General features: G+C 70.7%; 13 protein-coding genes. 9 read left to right on the top strand and 4 right to left on the bottom strand.

All coding sequences use genetic code 11. The features are described 5' to 3' along the window. Window positions 1-271: 271 nt before the first annotated feature. Together IEY98_RS11455 and IEY98_RS11450 are read left to right on the top strand one after the other, a co-directional pair. The gene (locus tag IEY98_RS11455; protein WP_189210416.1) at window positions 272-3,052 is read left to right on the top strand and encodes a BTAD domain-containing putative transcriptional regulator; all 2,781 of its coding nucleotides are present in this window, start codon (window positions 272-274) and stop codon (window positions 3,050-3,052) included. A 2-nt stretch (window positions 3,053-3,054) separates the two neighbouring features. After that, the gene (locus IEY98_RS11450) at window positions 3,055-3,810 is read left to right on the top strand and encodes a class I SAM-dependent methyltransferase (protein ID WP_189210415.1); all 756 of its coding nucleotides are present in this window, start codon (window positions 3,055-3,057) and stop codon (window positions 3,808-3,810) included. Between the two features lie 58 nt (window positions 3,811-3,868). On the opposite strand, the gene IEY98_RS11445 is transcribed toward IEY98_RS11450, so the two are convergent. Beyond that, the gene (locus IEY98_RS11445; protein WP_189210414.1) at window positions 3,869-4,282 is read right to left on the bottom strand and encodes a DUF6578 domain-containing protein; all 414 of its coding nucleotides are present in this window, start codon (window positions 4,280-4,282) and stop codon (window positions 3,869-3,871) included. A gap of 287 nt (window positions 4,283-4,569) precedes the next feature. On the opposite strand from IEY98_RS11445, the gene IEY98_RS11440 reads away from it, so the two are divergent. The 3 genes from IEY98_RS11440 to IEY98_RS11430 are packed head-to-tail and all read left to right on the top strand — an operon-like array spanning window position 4,570 to window position 7,784. Then, the gene (locus IEY98_RS11440) at window positions 4,570-5,760 is read left to right on the top strand and encodes an NAD(P)/FAD-dependent oxidoreductase (protein WP_189210413.1); all 1,191 of its coding nucleotides are present in this window, start codon (window positions 4,570-4,572) and stop codon (window positions 5,758-5,760) included. 39 nt (window positions 5,761-5,799) lie between these two features. Next, window positions 5,800-6,711: an RNA polymerase sigma-70 factor gene (locus tag IEY98_RS11435; RefSeq protein WP_189210412.1), complete on the top strand. Its 912-nt coding sequence runs from the start codon at window positions 5,800-5,802 to the stop codon at window positions 6,709-6,711. A 35-nt stretch (window positions 6,712-6,746) separates the two neighbouring features. Next, on the top strand, window positions 6,747-7,784 hold the full coding sequence (locus tag IEY98_RS11430; RefSeq protein ID WP_189210411.1) for a hypothetical protein: 1,038 nt from the start codon (window positions 6,747-6,749) through the stop codon (window positions 7,782-7,784). 672 nt (window positions 7,785-8,456) lie between these two features. Here IEY98_RS11430 and IEY98_RS32520 read toward each other — a convergent pair. Together IEY98_RS32520 and IEY98_RS11420 are read right to left on the bottom strand one after the other, a co-directional pair. Beyond that, on the bottom strand, window positions 8,457-8,906 hold the full coding sequence (locus IEY98_RS32520; protein WP_229786823.1) for a hypothetical protein: 450 nt from the start codon (window positions 8,904-8,906) through the stop codon (window positions 8,457-8,459). A 146-nt stretch (window positions 8,907-9,052) separates the two neighbouring features. Continuing rightward, a complete protein-coding gene (locus tag IEY98_RS11420) occupies window positions 9,053-10,543 on the bottom strand; it encodes a carboxylesterase/lipase family protein (protein ID WP_189210409.1) in 1,491 nt (496 codons plus the stop codon). 96 nt (window positions 10,544-10,639) lie between these two features. Here IEY98_RS11420 and IEY98_RS11415 point away from each other — a divergent pair, with 96 nt between their 5' ends. From IEY98_RS11415 to IEY98_RS11405, 3 genes are all read left to right on the top strand, one after another. After that, entirely contained in the window at window positions 10,640-11,239 is a 600-nt protein-coding gene (locus IEY98_RS11415; protein WP_189210408.1) for a TetR/AcrR family transcriptional regulator, read from the top strand. A gap of 294 nt (window positions 11,240-11,533) precedes the next feature. Beyond that, the gene (locus IEY98_RS11410; protein ID WP_229786822.1) at window positions 11,534-12,130 is read left to right on the top strand and encodes an excalibur calcium-binding domain-containing protein; all 597 of its coding nucleotides are present in this window, start codon (window positions 11,534-11,536) and stop codon (window positions 12,128-12,130) included. 751 nt (window positions 12,131-12,881) lie between these two features. Beyond that, window positions 12,882-13,754, top strand: coding sequence for an EamA family transporter (locus tag IEY98_RS11405; protein ID WP_189210406.1), 873 nt, complete (start codon window positions 12,882-12,884; stop codon window positions 13,752-13,754). 702 nt (window positions 13,755-14,456) lie between these two features. On the opposite strand, the gene IEY98_RS11400 is transcribed toward IEY98_RS11405, so the two are convergent. Further along, window positions 14,457-15,617 carry an ROK family transcriptional regulator gene (locus tag IEY98_RS11400; protein ID WP_189210405.1) on the bottom strand — a complete coding sequence of 387 codons (1,161 nt, stop codon included), beginning with the start codon at window positions 15,615-15,617 and terminating at the stop codon, window positions 14,457-14,459. Between the two features lie 189 nt (window positions 15,618-15,806). On the opposite strand from IEY98_RS11400, the gene IEY98_RS11395 reads away from it, so the two are divergent. Further along, the gene (locus tag IEY98_RS11395; RefSeq protein WP_189210404.1) at window positions 15,807-17,087 is read left to right on the top strand and encodes an ABC transporter substrate-binding protein; all 1,281 of its coding nucleotides are present in this window, start codon (window positions 15,807-15,809) and stop codon (window positions 17,085-17,087) included. Window positions 17,088-17,092 lie beyond the last annotated feature (5 nt).

The following is a 17,092-nucleotide window of genomic DNA, read 5'->3' as shown; positions in this document are numbered from 1 at the left end:
TCCCCAGAGGTATTTCCTGATCGAATCGAGCAGCTCGCCTGCAGGCGCAGCGGGGGAAACGTCTGTGAGAGCGCCTCCCGGCGTGGAATTCGGCACGGTGCTCGCGGCCAGCGAAAAATCCTCGCCTATCGGCGAGCATTCCGGCGCATGACCCGGGCGCCACCCTGCCGTTGCCTGTCCTCGCGGTGTCACCACGTCGTCATTCCCCTGGTTATCCCTGGTCAGTTATGCTCGATCGGCACCGTCACCGGCTGGGGGAGGACCGGGGAACGTGGATTTTCGTGTGCTCGGCCCGTTGGAGGTGTGGACGGAGCGGGGGCGGCTCGCACTGCCCAGCGCGCGTCATCAGCGGGTGCTGGCGGCGCTGCTGTCGGCGCCGAATTCGGTTGTCCCGATAACGAAACTCATCGAGGCGACATGGGATGACGAACCCCCCGCGACCGCCACCAAGCAGATCCAGAACTGTATTTCGGCGTTACGCGAACGCCTGGGCTGCACGGGCCTGATCCGCACCGACGGACCCGGCTACCGGATCTTCGTCCACGAGGACCAACTCGACGCGCTGCGATTCACAAGGCTCGTCGCGGAAGCCCGGCGGACCGCCGCGGAGGGAGACCTCGCCGAGGGGGCGCGGGCGATCCGGTCGGCGTTGAGCCTGTGGCGCGGTCCCGCGCTGGACGGGATCGGCAGCGTCATGGTGGCCGGGCGCGCGGCCCGATGGGACGAGCAGCGACTCGACGCGATCGAACTGTGCGCAGACTGGCGGCTGGCGCTCGGGGAGTACCGCGAGGTCGCCGACGAGCTCGCGGAGGTCGTCGCCGAGCATCCGCTGCGCGAACGGCCGCACGCGCAGTTGATGGTCGCGCTGGACCGCGCCGGGCGGCAGGTGGACGCGTTGGCGGTGTTCCAGCGGCTGCGGACCAACCTCGCCGAGGAACTCGGGATCGATCCCGGCGCCGAGGTGCGGGCACTGCACGAGCGGATCCTTCGCGGCGAGCCCCGCGTCGAGAATCCCGGTGACCACGAAACGGCCGCGTCGGACCCCCGGGACGACTTGGCTCCCGCGGCTCGTGAGCTCGCGGCGGCGATCGCTCGGCAGTGGAGGGCCGAAGCCGAGATGCGCTGCCTCAACCGGCCCGAGCCGGTGCCGTTGACGTGGTCCAGCACCGAGCGGCAGGTGGCGGCGGTCGCCTCGGCGGTGCTGGGCGAGCGGCGGGCCGGGCGCCGGGACCGATTGGTCCTGAACGGGGACCTCGCGGACGTGGTCGCGAAGTTCCGGCAGGTTCCGTCCCGGCAGCTGGTCGTGCTCGGCGACCCCGGGGCCGGGAAGACGGTGCTGGCCATCCTGCTCACCCTCGGACTGCTCGCCGATCCGCCGCCGGACGAGCCGGTGCCGGTGCTCCTGTCCCTCGCCTCGTGGAACCCGCGGCAGGAACATCTGCACGGTTGGCTCGCCCGCAGGCTCGTCGAGGAGTACCCCGGCCTGGCCAACACCGCAGCGTACGGCAAGGACGCCGCGCTGCGCCTGGTGCTGGAAGGCCGGGTCATCCCGGTGCTCGACGGCCTCGACGAGACCCCGCCCGCGCTGCACGCGGCCGCGATCGAGGCCCTGGACCAGGCCGTCGCGGGCGGCCGTCCGCTCGTGGTGACCTGTCGCAGCGCGGAATACGAGCTGGCGGTGAACCAGGCGGGTTCCTTCCTGGCCAGGGCGGCGGTCGTGGAGATCGAGCCGGTCGAACTCGAGAACGCCATCGGGTTCCTCACCGCGCGCCAGCGGCTCGGCGACGACCGCTGGCGGCCGGTGGTCCAGCGGCTGCGCGCGGAGCCGGACGGAGTGCTCGCACAGGCTCTGCGCACCCCGTTGATGGTCGATCTGGCCAGGACCGCCTACGCGCATCCCGCCACGGAGCCCGGCGAGCTGTGCGACACGGCGCGGTTTCCCGATCGCGCCGCCGTTGAGGGCCACCTGCTCGACGCCTACCTCCCCGCGGTCTACACCCGAAACCCGCCCCCACCTGCACCAACCGACCGCCGACGTGCTGTGCGCGACTACGATCTGGACCACGCGGAGCGGTGGTTGGGCTTCCTCGCCCGCCACCTGGAGCGCGGCCGCACCCGCGACCTCGCCTGGTGGCAGCTCGACCGCGCCGTGCCGAGGGTCGTCGTCGGGCTGTACCTCGGGCTGCCGCCCGCCTTGTTGTTCCTGTCCACCGGCTGGCTCGTCGCGGGCCTGTGGATCGGGGTGATCTACGGCGGGGCGTTCGCGGCGGCGGGCTGCGTCACCCACAGCGCGGGCAGGCGCCCGGGGCCGGTGCGGGTGCAGGGCCGGTTCCGCGGCACCGGGGCGAGCTTCGCGCGCCGGTCCGCCGTCGGGGTGGTGATCGGGATCAGCTTCGGCGTGGGCTGGTCGCTGTCGGCCTGGGTGGTCGGGCTCCTGATGGTGGTGTTCGGCCTGGCCGTCGGCGTCCACGTCTGGCTGGGCACACCGCTGGACGCGAACCGGGTGTCCAGCCCGGCGACTGTCCTGAGCAACGATCGGACGGCGACGCTGTCGTTCACCGTGTCCTTCATGGTGGCGGTGGGCCTGTTCTACGGGCTCGCCATTGTCCAGGCGCCCGCTATCGGCACGTTCGTCCCCGGTTTCGACTACAAGCTGGCGCTGGGCGGCGGGGTCGCCTCGGCATTGCTCGGCCGCTATATCCTGCGCAGCCCGGGGACCTGGGCCTACGGGCTCGCAGGCGCGGTCGTCAGCGGGCAGACGGTGCCCGGTGGCACCCCGACGGCGGCGCTGGCCACAGGCACGATCTTCGGGCTCGGGGTCGGACTCACCGTGTGCGTGGCGCGCGCCTGGGGCACGTTCGCGTTCACGCGGCTCTGGTTGGCCGCGCATGGCCACATCCCCTTGGACTTCATGACCTTCCTCGACGACGCTCACCGCCGGGGAGTGCTCCGCCAGGTCGGCGCCGTGTACCAGTTCCGCCACGCCCGCCTCCAGGAACGACTCGCGGCGCGGGGGTGTGGGCAACGCCTGCACTGCCCGGACGTCCTCTGAGCATGACGTCGACTCCGGAAGGCCTCGCGCTTCCCGCTGGTCCGGCCCAGGCGAACGGCTACGACAGCATCGCCGAGGCGTACACGGCCGAGAACGAGAACAGCCTCATGAACGCCTACTACGAGCGGCCCGCGATGCTGGAGCTCGCCGGAGACGTGACCGGACGGCGAATCCTCGACGCGGGCTGCGGCTCGGGCCCCCTGTTCGCCGCGCTGCGCGACCGAGGCGCGGCCGTGACCGGCGTCGACGCGAGCGCCGGGATGCTGGAGCTGGCCCGGCGGCGGTTGGGCGCCGCCGCGGACCTGCGGGTCGCCGACCTGGCCGACCCGCTGCCCTTCCCCGACGATGCGTTCGACGACGTCATCGCCTCCCTGGTGCTGCACTACCTGCGGGACTGGGGCCCGACACTGGCCGAACTGCGCCGCGTGCTGAGGCCGGGCGGGCGGCTGATCGTCTCGGTCGAGCACCCGTTCGTCATCACCCTGATGCAGCGCATGGCCGGGGAGAAGCCCGACTACTTCCAGACCCGCAACCGAACCGAGGAGTGGACCCTGGGCGGGCAGACCGTCAGTTTGACCTTCTGGGACCGCCCGCTCCACGCGATGACCGACGCCTTCACCGCGGCAGGCTTCCGCATCACCGTCATCAGCGAGCCACCACCTGCGCCCACGGCCCGCGACGTGTTCCCCGAGGTGTTCCAGGAACTCGCGGGCACAAGCTTCCTGGGCTTCCTGTTCTTCGTCCTCCAAGCCGACTGAGATTGACTAGCAGCCCCGCGCGACCAGTGATCCCACGAGATTCGCGTGCCCACGACCATCAACGCTCGCCGAGGTCGACGAGATAGCCCGCGAAGCTCAAGTCCTCGACCTCGTCCCACCCGGTCGCTTCTTCGACAGTGACGATCTTCGCCGACCCTGCGACGGGGTGGAGCTGCCGCGGATCACCGTACGGATCCGGCGCCGCCCGATAGTGCACCGCGCGGATCGCCACGACGACTCCCTCCAGGGAATCCAGGTCCCGCTGGCCGTCACTGTGGTGCTCCTCGGCGTGGGTCACCCCGGCCGCCAGCGCCGGACCCGCGACCACCGCCAGCCACTCCGAGTCGGGCTCGGTGACCGACCACACCACCCGGGAACCCACCACGAACGGCTCCCCGCAACACTGCATCTGCCAGCCGTCGACCCACACAGTCGCCTTCACAGAGCCAGTCTCACCCCACGACTCCACCACCGGACACCCACCCCGGCTTCGGGTATCCGCCCGTCCACCGGGCGGTCGGTGGAGCAGAGCACAGCGAGGGTCAGCAGCTGCCGCCCGCGTCGGCCGCCGGGCCGCCGGTGTTCAACGGAGCCGACACGTGTTCGTGCTCGACCACTCCCCTCCGAGTTGCTGTCCCCCCGCTACCGCCGCCGTCCACCGCCTGGAGGAACCCGGCGGCGGGTGATCTGCTTCACACGCTGTCAGGATCGGGGCGCGCCCGGTGTCTTGTGGCCGAACCTCCGAGCAAAGGGGACAGCATGGGCAAGAACATCGAGGTGGTCGTGGTCGGCGGCGGGTACGCCGGGGTGATGGCGGCCAACCGCCTGACCCGGCGCGACGACGTGACGGTGACGGTGGTCAATCCACGTCCCGTCTTCGTCCCGCGGCTGCGGCTGCACCAGCTGGTGGCGGGCACCCACGACGCGGTCGTCGCCTACGAGGACGTCCTGGCCGACCGGGTCCGGCTGGTCGTCGACAGCGCGACCCGGATCGACGCTGCCGGGCGCAGCCTGGTGGTGGCCGACGGCGACGACATCGGCTACGACCACCTGGTCTACGCGGTCGGCAGCGGCAGTGCGGGCCCGCGGGTCCCGGGCGCGGCCGAGTTCGCCTACCCGGTGGCGACCCTGGAGGCGGCGCAGCGGGTGCGGTCCGTGCTCGACGACACGCCCATGGCGGCAGCGGTGACGGTCGTCGGCGGCGGTCCGACCGGCATCGAGACGGCGGCGGAGCTGGCCGAGCAGGGGCGCGCCGTCACCCTGGTCTGCGGCGGTGTCGTCGGCCCGTACCTGCACCCCCGGGCTCGGCGCAAGGCCCGCAAGTACCTCGCCAGGCTCGGGGTCACGCTCGTCGAAGGCCAGGAGACGGCGGTCACCGCGGTGACGCCGGACGCCGTGGAACTCGGTGACGGCCGGACCCTGCCGAGCCGGGTCACGCTCTGGGCAGCGGGCTTCGAGGTGCCCGACCTGGCCGCCCGCAGCGGGTTGCGCACCGACGCCGTCGGGCGCCTGCTCACCGACGAGACCCTGACCAGTGTCGACGATGAGCGCATCGTCGCGGCGGGGGACTCGTCCGCGCCGTCCGGCCTGCCGTTCCGGATGAGCGCCTACGCCGCGGGGTGCCTGGGCGCCCACGCCGCCGACACGGTGCTGAGCCGGATCGCGGGCGAGCAGCCGAAGCCGATCGATTTGGCGTTCCCGGCAATGTGCATCAGCTTCGGCAGGCAGGCGGGGATCTTCCAGCTCGCGCGCAAGGACGAGACCGCGGTGCCGGTCTACTTCAGCGGGGGCGCGGGGAAGAAGCTGAAGGAGTTCTCCTGCGAGGCCAGCGTCAAGCACCTGGTGACCGAGGCGCGCAAGCCCGGCTCGCACCACTGGCCGAAGGACGGCAAGCACCGGCCGCAGCTGCTGCAGGCGCGGCGTGAGAACGTCGCGGCACCGCTCACATAGGACACGAGCGCGGTCGCCGCGCCAGGACGGGAGACCCAGATGACCACGAAGGAACCGGGCGACCGCGCCGTCATCGAGGCGACGGAGACGTTCCTCGCCCACCGCAGGCTGCTGTTCACCGTCGCCTACGAGATGGTCGGCTCGGGAGCCGACGCCGACGACGTCCTGCAGGAGACTTGGCTGCGCTGGGTCGCGGTCGACGCGACCGCTGTCGCCGACCCCCGCGCGTACCTGGTCCGGATCACCACCCGGCAGGCGCTCAACCGGCTGCGGTCGCTGAAACGCCGCAGGGAGTCGTATGTCGGTTCCTGGCTGCCCGAGCCGCTGCGCACCACCCCGGACGTCGCGGCCGACGTCGAACTCGCCGAGAGCGTGTCGATGGCGCTGATGCTCGTGCTCGAGACGCTGAGCCCGACCGAGAGGGCGGTGTTCGTGCTGCGCGAGGCGTTCGGGTTCGGCTACGACGAGATCGCGGCCGCGGTCGACAAGACCCCGGCGGCCGTGCACCAGATCGCCCACCGCGCCCGCCGCCACGTCGAGGCCCGCCGCCCGCGCCGCTCCGTCACCGCGGACCAGGCCGAGGCCGCCGCCCGGGCGTTCCGGCGCGCGCTGGCCACCCGGGACCTGCAGGGCCTGCTCGACGTGCTCGCCCCCGACGTCGTGGCGATCAGCGACGGCGGCGGCGTCAAGCAGGCCACCCCGCGGCCGGTCATCGGCGCCGACAAGGTGGCCCGCTTCATCGTCGGCGGCCTCACCAAGCACGACGTCGAACTCACCGTCGAGCTGACCGCGGTCAACGGCGGCCCAGCGCTGACCCTGCACGTCAACGGCGAACTCGACGGCGTCATCGCGATGCGGGTCGAGGACGACCGCATCACCGGCCTGTACTTCGTCCGCAACCCGCGCAAGCTGACCCACATCGAGTCCGAGACCCCGCTCAGCCTGCGATGAGCAGCGCTCACGGCCCCACTGTCCGAGGAGTAGGCATGACCACGCGAGCACCGCTCGCCGCAGGCGCCCAGCCGTCACCATGGCCGATAGTGGCCGGAGTGGTCGGCGTTCTCACGGCGATCATCAGCGTGCTGCTCGTCGCCTTCGCCTGGCCGTCGGTGCGGTCGTCGCCGCACGATGTCCCGATCGCCGTCGCCGGACCCGCCGCCGCCGTCGCGCCGGTCCGCGCCGCGCTCGACCAGCGGCTGCCGGGCGGCTTCGACGTCACCGAGGTCGCCGACACCGCGACGGCGGAAGAACTCATCCGCGACCGGCAGGTGTACGGGGCGATCGACCTCACTTCCGGCAGCCCGCAGGTCCTCGTCGCCTCCGGCGGCAGCACCGCGATCGCCCAGACCCTGCGGACCATGGCGACCGGTCTCGGCCGGCCGGGGGAGCCCGGCGCACCGACCGCCGTCCGCGACCTCGCCGCCCTGCCCGCCGACGACCCGCGCGGCGCGGGCCTGGCCGCGGGCGCCTTCCCGCTGGTCATGGGCGGCCTGCTGGCCGCGGTGCTGCTGACGAGGCTCGTGCGCGGCACCGGCCGCCGGATCACCGGCGCACTCGCCTTCGCGGTGACCGGCGGCCTGGCAGTGGCCGCGATCCTGCAGTTCTGGCTCGGCTCGCTGAGCGGGTCGTATCCGGCCAACGCCGGCGCGATCGCTTTGGCCGTCGCTGCCACCTCCCTCACCGTCCTCGGGCTGGAATCCCTGCTCGGGTACGCGGGCATCGGGATCGGCGCCGTCGGCCTGGTGCTCATCGCCAACCCCCTCTCGGGCACAGCCACCGCACCCGAGATGCTGCCCGGCTGGACCGGCACACTCGGCCAACTGCTGCCGCCCGGGGCAGGCGGCCACCTACTCCGCTCAACGGCCTTCTTCGACGGCCGCGGCGCCGACCAGGCCATCACCGTGCTGGCCGCTTGGATCGCACTAGGCGCGGTGCTGTGCCTGATCGGCACCCAGCGCGCCGCGGCACCTCGGCAACCTGGCACCTCACCGCCCGAAACCGCATCCGTGCCCGCCGACCGTTAGCGGCTTAACCAACAGCCGCCACAGAAGAACGCGCACAACGGACTCGAACGGCCCGGCAGCATGGGCGGTGCCTGCCGGGCCTCCTCGGCTGCGGCCCGACGCAGCCCGAACCACCAGTACGGCATCGCCTGCCCACCGGCACGGCGGCCAGACCAGAACCGCCACAGGTCGCGGCGGACGGCTGAGAACCCAGCACGGTCCGATCGGTTCTGGAGAACCAGCGCTACGGGTACGCGGATTCGGCCGCTGGGCCAAGCACGAGATGGTGATGATCCTGATGACGTGTCAGCCGGACCCCCGTGAAGCGATGCGTCGCCAGTGCGGCGGCCCGAGGAGACCCAGCCTGCACCGAGATGTGGCGGAGGCCCGCTGGGCTGCTGTGGGTGCCGCTGTTCACGGCGGGACCGCCGTGCTCGCGATGGGGTTGTTCGTGGTGGTGTTCGTGCATACCAATCTCATCAGACGGCGTTCCGCACTCGGCTGTAAGGCATCCAGATCGCCGATCTCGTGGTCACTCGGCCCCGGTGGGGTGATGACCCGCGTAGGCACAACGGTCAACCAGACTCCGCGGCACACTCCGTCCACCTGCCATGACCCGCACCTTCCGCTACCGCATCGCCCCGTCCTGACCTGCCGCTCGGCCCGGGGCGGGCGGCCCCGGGCCGAGGTCACTCAGTGCGCCGTGCGGCAGGTGTTCGGCCCGGCGTCGTCGACGCACACGCGGAACACCAGGCCCTTGATCGGGTACTTCCACTTGATGTAGGAGTTGAACACCGCGTACCCGCCCTTGCAGCCCGACTTGTTGTACCGCGCGGGCAGCCAGGTGGGAGCGGTCATGCTCGTGATGTCCCAGACGCCCGCCTGGATGTAGACCGGGTGCCCGTCGCACTTGTTGTCCTTGACCGACATCTTCACCGGCTTGTAGTACTGGCTGTTGACCCGCGTGAACGTCGCGCTGCCACAGGCCCCGGCGAAGCACGCGTCCACGCGCCCCGTCTTCCCCGCCGCCACGACCCCGTTCGCGGCGGCGACTCCCCCACTCTCCGCCGCCGCCACACCGAACCCGGCGCCCAGCATCGCCACGATCATGGCGATGACGGCAAGAACTCTGCCTCCACGCATGAGATTCCCTTCCCCCTTGTCGAGGTGGTGGACCACCTCATCAACTGACACCTTCAACCTAGGTGTGCTGCACGGGGGCCGTGAGGGGCGAACAACCCACAATCCCAATGCGAGCTACGCATATCCGACGAAGGGAAGGGACCACATTACGACAGATCGAAAGGAGCGGGGGAGTGGCCTTCCCAGATCCGGCGGGATGCCTCTTCGGGGTAGGGCAGGGTCTTCGACTCGGTGTCCAGGGTGCGGGTGAGGTACTCGCCGGGCCGGTGAGCGGGCCAGCCCGCGTCGCCGGTGGTGATGAAGCGGGCCCAGGTCTCCTGGAGTTCGCGGGAGAGCGCGACGGCCTCGGGAGTGGGCTCCTCGCCGATGAGCTGGGTGCCGACGGGGCTGTCCAGCGTGCCGAACGCCAGGGGCAGGTCGAGGCTGTGGCAGGCGCCCAGGATTCCGCCGAGGGGCGGGGCGACCCAGCACAGTTCGAACAGGTACGAGGTGCCGCCTGCTGCGGCGTTCGCCTCGGCCAGCTTCTGTGACGGCATGCGGAAGAGGGCGTCGGAGTACACCGCCTCCACCAGTTCCTCCGGGCCTGCCTGCGGGAACGCGGCACGGTAGGCCCGCGCGCCGTCCGGCTGCGGGGCAAGCAGTTCCAGGGCCGCGTGGGCGTCCTTCTCGGTGAAGGTGCCATACCGTCCACTCACGACGCTGAAGTACCGGAACTCGTCTCGGGCGTGGCCGACGAGCAGTTCGGTCCCGCTCGCTCGCGCGCTGGCCAGCGCGGGCCACGGCGTCTCCGGGAGGACCTCGCCGTCGACGACGGGGCAGAGCGCGGTGCCGGTCTCCGTGAGGCGTCCCCAGCTCGCCCGGTGCGCGTGGAGGCCAGCGTTGAAGGAGGTGAGCTCGGCGGCCAGGTGCCATGGGTCGATGTCGCGCAGAGCCTCGGCGGTGGGGGCCGCCGCGCCGACCCGGTCCACGAACGCGGCGGTGACCTGCCGGGCCAGCGCGGGGGTGCTGAACAGCCCCGGCACCGAATGGGCGATGGCCCGCCGGAACAGGCCGCGCGCGGACTTCATCGTCAGCAGGGCGGCGACCGAGCCCGCTCCGGCGGACACCCCGCCCACGGTGACCCGGCCGGGGTCGCCGCCGAAGGCGGCGATGTTGCGCTGCACCCACTCCAGCGCCGCGATCTGGTCGAGGAAACCGCGGTTGGGCGGCGCGTCGTCGAGGAACGCGAACCCCTCCGCGCCCACGCGGCAGTTGATGGTCACCACGACGACTCCCGCCCCGGTTAGCGCTGCCGGGTCGTACATCGGATCGCTCGACGTCGCCGAGAGGTAGCCGCCCACGGGGATCCACACCAGCACCGGCAGTCCCGCCGCGCCGGGATCCGGAGTGCCGACGTTGAGTGTCAGCCAGTCGGTGCCCTGCGGGGACACGTCGATCGGCAGGGACAGCGGCGCCATGGGGCCGAACTCGACCGCCTGCCTCGTCCCCTCCCAGCGATGCGGCGGCGCGGGCGCGGCGAAGCGGAGCGCTCCGACCGGGGGTCGGGCGTAGGGGATGCCGCGGAACACCGCGTGCCCCTGCCGCTGGAGTCCCTGCACCACGCCTTCCGTGGTCCGTACCTTCGGCGGCTCGGACATGAGAACTCCCTCCCCTTGAGTGGACCCCAGGATTATGGGTCAGGTGTATTATGTCAACTGTATTGGAACGATCCCGGGTAAGAGGAGGGGCGGGCGATGCCGAAACAGGTGGATCACCGCGGACGCCGCGAAGCGATCGCCCGCGCACTGTGGCGGGTGGTGGAGCAGCGCGGCGTCACCCAGCTGACGATGCGCGTGGTGGCGCAGGAGGCGGGCATGTCACTCGGGCAGCTGCAGCACTACTTCGCCTCCCGGACCGCCATGCTCTCCTTCGCCATGGACTTCGCGTCCGAGCAGACCTCGGTGCGCGTCCAGCAGGGGCTCGAAAAGCTCGGTGACCGTCCGCACCCCCGCGACGTGCTGCGACTGACGCTCGCGGAAATGCTCCCCCTGCACGCCGACGCCCGCGCGACCAGCCGGATGAGCGCCGCCTACGTCCTGGAGGCCCTGCACGACAAGACCGTCCACGAGCAGGCGCGCCGCGGCCTCACCCAAGGGCGAGCCCTCGTCGAGCAACTGATCCGCCAGGCGATCACCGACGGCCACATCGACTCCGACCGCGACCCGGCGACCGAGACCAACCTGCTCCTCGCCCTCACCGGCTTCACGCCCCTGATCGAACTCAACGTGATCGAGCCCCAGGACGCCCTCGCCGCGATCGACGTGCACCTGGACCGGCTGTTCAGGAGCACGTGACCTGACCAGGTCGCTTGCTTCTCGATGCGCCATCCCAGAGGAGAGGAACAGGGACTTGCTTGCCGTCCTTCGGTGCTTAGGGCGTCGGAGCGAGCGGTGTCCAGTTTCGCGCCCTCCAAGGCGCTGATGGCTGCCCATCGCAGCACCACTAGGCCCAAGGTGGCCGCAGCGACCCGGCCCTTTCTCTCTTTCTCGGTTCTCAACGGCACATGAGGTGGAAACCCTCGGAGGGGTAACACCATGTGGTGAAGGCGCGATCCGCTCATGGACTCTTCAAGTGGTGAAGGAGGCGCTGTGGACCTGCGGACGTGGTGGCGCAACCGGAAGCGCAGGTGGCCGTGGATCGCCCTCGCCGTGCTGTTGGCGCTGTCCGTGCTGGGCGCAATCGTCGACGACCGGTCCCCGAACCCTGCCGTGTCCGCGCCGACGACCACCGCGACGGCGGTGTTGCCTCCCGGGCTCGTGGGCATGACAGCCGACCAAGCCCAAGACGCCCTGACCGCCGCAGGCTTCGACGTCGAAATCGAGTCGGTGGACGGGCGCAACGTCATCGTGAAATCGAACTGGACGGTGATCGCCGTCGTCGAGGGCGACCCGATCGTCCTGCGAGTGGACAAGATCCAGCACACCACCACGAACCAGCCGACGCCGACCACCACGGACCCTGTTCCCTCTCCGTCCCCCTCTCCGGAACCTTCGCCCAAACCAAAGCCCAACCCGCAGCCCGAGCCGGAACCCGTGCCCGAGCCCGAACCTGAGCCGGACCCGGGTGTCTACTACGCCAACTGCGCGGCCGCCAGAGCCGCGGGCGCCGCGCCCTTGTACGCAGGACAGCCCGGCTACCGGCCCGCCCTCGACCGCGACAACGACGGCATCGCCTGCGACAGCTGACCAGATCTCTCCGGGTTCCGGAGAAAAGCCTCGGCCGTTGACGCTGAGGCGCCGATATTCGGCTAGTTCGACAGCCGGATGGTATGGCGTTCGTTCTCCGGAAGCGAACGCTTGGATCGTTTCGGAAACGGGCGCCTTGGCAGCAGCCCCCCTGGGCCCCGACGGCCACCCACGCGCCGGTCGGAACGGCAGGGTCAGGGGGCTGCGGAGCATGCTGGTCTCCTGCACAAGGAACTGGCCGTACTCGACCTCGATGATTTCGTCGAGTGCGTGCAGCAGGCGCGGCATCGTGTTCCCATAATCGTTGGGTGCGGGGCCCCGCGGTCGCGGGACCCCGCCAGCGTGTCCTGGGTCTATACGGACGAAGAACGGGTCACCATCGAGGATGCGGTCGGTGTCGAGCCATGCGCCGTAGATGCGCCCGGCCGTCTCGTTGTGCTCCTTCTTGATCGGGCGGACCGCGTAGTCGTAGACGGTGTCGGTGTCGACTCGCGCGGCGTTCTCGTAGGTAGTGGCGAACGGGTACTCGTCGCATTGCTTGGTGCCGTTGACGGTGTACTTCGGCCCCCAGTAGAGGCGGCAGGTCTTCGGTACCCGTCTGCGGGACGCCTTGATGTCGTTTCTGGTGTCGTAGCCCGAGTACAGGCGGTGCAGCTTTATGTTCGACACTGGACCCATGGCTCCTCGCAGGACCGTCATCCACCCGACTCTCGCGCCGCAGGCCGCGGCCCGACTCGCTCCCTTGCTGGTGGTGGCCAGCATCGTCGGCATCCAGTTCGGGCAGGCCTGGGGCAAGAGCCTGTTCGGGGAGCTCACCCCGTTGGGCGTGGTCGCGCTCCGGCTCGGGTTCGCCGCGATCGTCATGCTCGCTGTCATCCGTCCTCGGGCGCCCGCTGACCGGGGGGAGTGGCTCGTGGTGATCGGCCTCGGCATGGCGATCGCGGGCATGAACCTGTTCATCTATCCGGCACTGGACCGGCTTCCGGTGGGCGTCGCGGTCACGTTCCAGTTCCTCGGTCCGTTCGCCGTGGCCCTGGTGGGCAGCAGGAAGTGGCTGGACGCGGTGTGGGCGGTGCTGGCGTGCGCGGGCGTGGTGCTGTTCGTCGTGCCCGACACGCCGACCTCGCCGCTGTCCTGGCTCGGGATAGTGTTCGCGCTGCTATCGGGGGCCTCGTGGGCGGCTTACATCGTCGTGAACAAGCACGCGGGCAACAAGACGGGCACGCCCGCGGCCCTGGCGCTCGCCGTGGCCTGCGCCGCGGCAGTGACGGTACCCGTCGGCCTCGTGACCGATGGGGCGGCGCTGGTCGGCAGCGGTCGGATCGTCCTCATCGGCCTGGCGATCGCGGTCATCTCCGCGGTGATTCCGTACCTGCTCGACTGGCTCGCCTTGCGCCGGATCTCAGCCCGGCTCTTCGGCGTGCTCGGCAGCCTGGAACCCGCTATCGGGGCGCTCGCGGCCGCCGTGCTGCTGACGGAGCGGTTGAGTCTGTCCCAGACGGTCGCCGTCGCGCTCGTTGTCACCGCGTCGGTTTGCGCGTCGGCCACCGACCGTGAACGGGCGGGTAGTGACCGACCTGCCGGACAGGAAAGATGCCGGGGTACCCGTTTTGGTGGACCTTGAACGGAATTATTCTTCGAGCGACTCCGCTCGCGGATTGAAGGTGAGTACAACCGAAAACGCGGCCCGGCGCCCAAGTCGCCCGTGCGCTGGGCATGTCCGTGCGGACGGTTCGCAGGCGCATCTCCCTGTTGCTGACCACATTGGACGCCACCAGTCGGTTCCAGGCCGGAGTGCTGGCCCGGGGCAGAGGATGGGTATAGGTGGTGGCTCGAACCCGGCGAGGGTTGAGGTCGATGACCGGGTGGTCGAGGCCGCCGACGATGAGCAGGTCAGGGGGCGACCACCTCCGGGCGGGGCGTCGGCCGCGAGGTCGGGACGGCCGCTTCAGGAGACCACAGCACGGACGGCGGCCGGACGTTCGGCCACGGCGATAAGCGGGACTCGGACACGTGTTTCGGGCAGCGCCGTCCACGGACATCCACCGTGCGGGCATCGATCGGATTGGAGCGGCGGAGCGGGTCAGCCGCCGGGTGAGCAGGGTGCTCGGCGGAGCCGTCCTCATCGAGAGACCGGTCGGGACGGCGAGCCTGTCATCTCCGACCGGTTCCTCGTCGCGCTGCGCGCGTGCCGCCGCAGCTCAGCCATACGGCATGACCGGTACACCCAATGAAGTGGCGGCGTGGCCGCCATTCGGCAGGCATGTGATGGGCGTGCGTCCTCGCCACGGCTGCGATCGCCGTGGAAGAGGTCTGTGCGATGGGTTCAGTTGGCGCGCGAGGGAAGGGCGACGAGCACGGTGCGCTGGATTGCCACGGCGGCGGCGCCTCGGGCCCAGAGCGTCGGGTCGTCGTTGATGAAGCGCAGGTCGATCGGGGACGCCTCGGCGTGACGGGACTGGGCTATGGCGGCCCGCACGCGTGCCTCGGCGACCTGGGCGAGGCGGATGCCTTCGCCGGTGAGGATGATCCGTTCGGGTTGGGCGATGTTGGCGACGGCCGCGATCAGCGTGCCGAACGCGTGCGCGGCCCGGCCGACGATCTGGTCGGCGACGGCGTTGCCCGCTTCGGCGAGGTCGAGAACCTCGTCGTAGGTGACCGGCCGGTCCAGGGTCAGGGCGGCCTGGGACTGGATGGCGTCGGTGGTGAGCAGGGCCTTCACGCACCCGCGGTGTCCCTCGGGACAGGCCGGGCCGAGCGGGTCGACGGGGAAGTGGCCGAGCAGGCCCAGGCCGGAGTCCGGACCGCTGACGAGGCGGTCGTGGACCACCAGTCCGCCGCCGACACCGGCGCCGATGGTGAGCACGGCGAAGCTCTCCACGTCACGCCCGTCGCCGAACCAGTGCTCGGCCTCCAACAGCGCGTCCACGTCGTTGGACACCACGGTCGGCCTGTCGGTGGCCGCGGTGACCGCGGCGCCCAGGTCGATCTCGCCCCAGTGCAGGAACACCGCCCGCTGGACACGGGAGAAGTCGCGCACCACACCGCCGATGCCGATGCCGATGGCGGCGACCGGACGCGCCCGGTCGTCCAGCTCGGCGACCAGCTCGGCGATCCTGGCCACGACCGCGTCCGGGCTCTGGTCGGTGATCTCGACAGCGGCGCTGCCGAGGATGTCCGCGCGCAGGTTCGTCAGCACGCCGTAGGCGCGGAAGCCCGCGAGCTTGATGCCGATGAACCGCTGCACGTCCGGGTCGACGTCCAACGGCTGCAGCGGTCGCCCGCCCCCGCGCAGTGACGGCGTGTCCGCCTCGCGCAGCAGGCCCGCGTCCATCAACGGCTTGGTCAGCCGGGTCAGGCTCGCCGTCGACAGGCCCAGGCGGTCCGCCAGCTCCGAGCGGGCCAGCGGGCCGTGCAGCAGCACCTCCAGCGTCACGCGGCGGGCGGAGGGCAGCAAGGGCGCCCAGGGCGATGCGGCGTCGAGCACGGGTGCTCCTCGTCAAGGTCGGGGGTAACCGGAGGGCAATAGTACCGCGACAAAACTACCTAGCAAGGCTTCCTGTGTGACTAAACCGTGACTAGCAGCGGGTTGACGCGTTACAGTGACATCGCTCTTAATGTTGCGACGAAGAAAACCACGGTTGGCGACGCCGTGTCGCGACTCTGGAGGTTCGGTATGCGCAAACGTCCCCTACGGCTGCTCACCGCGGTGGCCGCCGCCTTGGCCCTGTTAGCGACCGGGTGCTCGGGTGGAGGTGATCCCGGGGCGGCCCAGACGCTCAAGGTCTGGTGGTGGGAGAGCGACGACAGCGCGCTGTCGGCCGCGTGGAAGCAGGCCATCTCGATCTTCGAGCGGGAGCATCCCGGCGTCCGGGTCGAGCAGGAGCTCAAGACCTACGAGCAGATGCAGCAGTCAGGCCAGCTCATCCTCGACTCCAACGATCCCCCCGACGTGCTGGAGTACCTCAAGGGCAACGCCACCGCGGGCGTCGTGGCCAAGGCGGGTCTGCTCACCGATCTCACCGAGGTCGCCCAGACCCGCGGCTGGAAGCTGGACGACACCGCCCAGGACGTGGGGCTCTACGACGACAACGGGCTCATGGGCTCCGGCAAGCGCTACGGCGTCACGAACTACGGCGAGTACGTCGGTGTCTGGTACAACCAGGATCTGTTCGCCCAGCACAACGTGCAGGTGCCGACCAGCTTGACCGAGCTCGAGAACGCGCTGGCCGCCTTCGCCGACAAGGGCGTCACCCCGCTCGCGCTCGGCTCGGCCGACTACCCCGGCCCGCACCTGCTCTACTCGCTGGCCCTGGCGCACATGGACGACAGTTCGCTGGCCGCCTACCAGCGGTTCGAGGGCGAGGTGGACTGGGCGGCGTGGGAGAAGGCCGCCACCACCATGCGGCAGTGGGTGGAGCGCAAGTACATCAGCACCGACTCCACCGGCATCCCGGCACAGGACGCGGGCAACGCGTTCATCGCGGGTCAGTACCCGATGTTCGTCTCCGGCACCTGGTGGGCCGGTCAGCTCGCCGAGCAGACGACCTTCAAGGCAGGCCAGTTCCTGTTCCCCGGCAACAGGCTGCACCCCGGTTCGGGCGGCAACCTGTGGGTCGTGCCCGCGAAGGCGAAGAACAAGGACCTCGCCTACGACTTCATCGAGATCACCCAGCGACCCGAGGTGCAGAACCTCCTGGCCCAGAAGGGCGGGGTGCCGGTCGCGGCCGAGCCCGGCGCGGCGAGCTCCGAGATGGGCCAGCTGGTCGGCGACCGCTTCTCCGGCCTGCTGTCCGACGGCGGTGGGGGACTGGCCTGGTACCCGGACTGGCCGGTGGCCGGGCTGAACGACGTGCTGCTGGCCAACACGACGAACCTCGTCGGCGGCGACGCGACCCCGCAGCAGGTGGTCGAGGCGATCCGGGCCGCCTACGACGCAGGCAAGCCGACCGCGTAGCCATC

This window comes from Actinokineospora fastidiosa (assembly GCF_014648415.1).
Classification (GTDB): Bacteria; Actinomycetota; Actinomycetes; order Mycobacteriales; family Pseudonocardiaceae; genus Actinokineospora; species Actinokineospora fastidiosa.
This window is presented reverse-complemented; position numbering and strand designations above follow the sequence as displayed.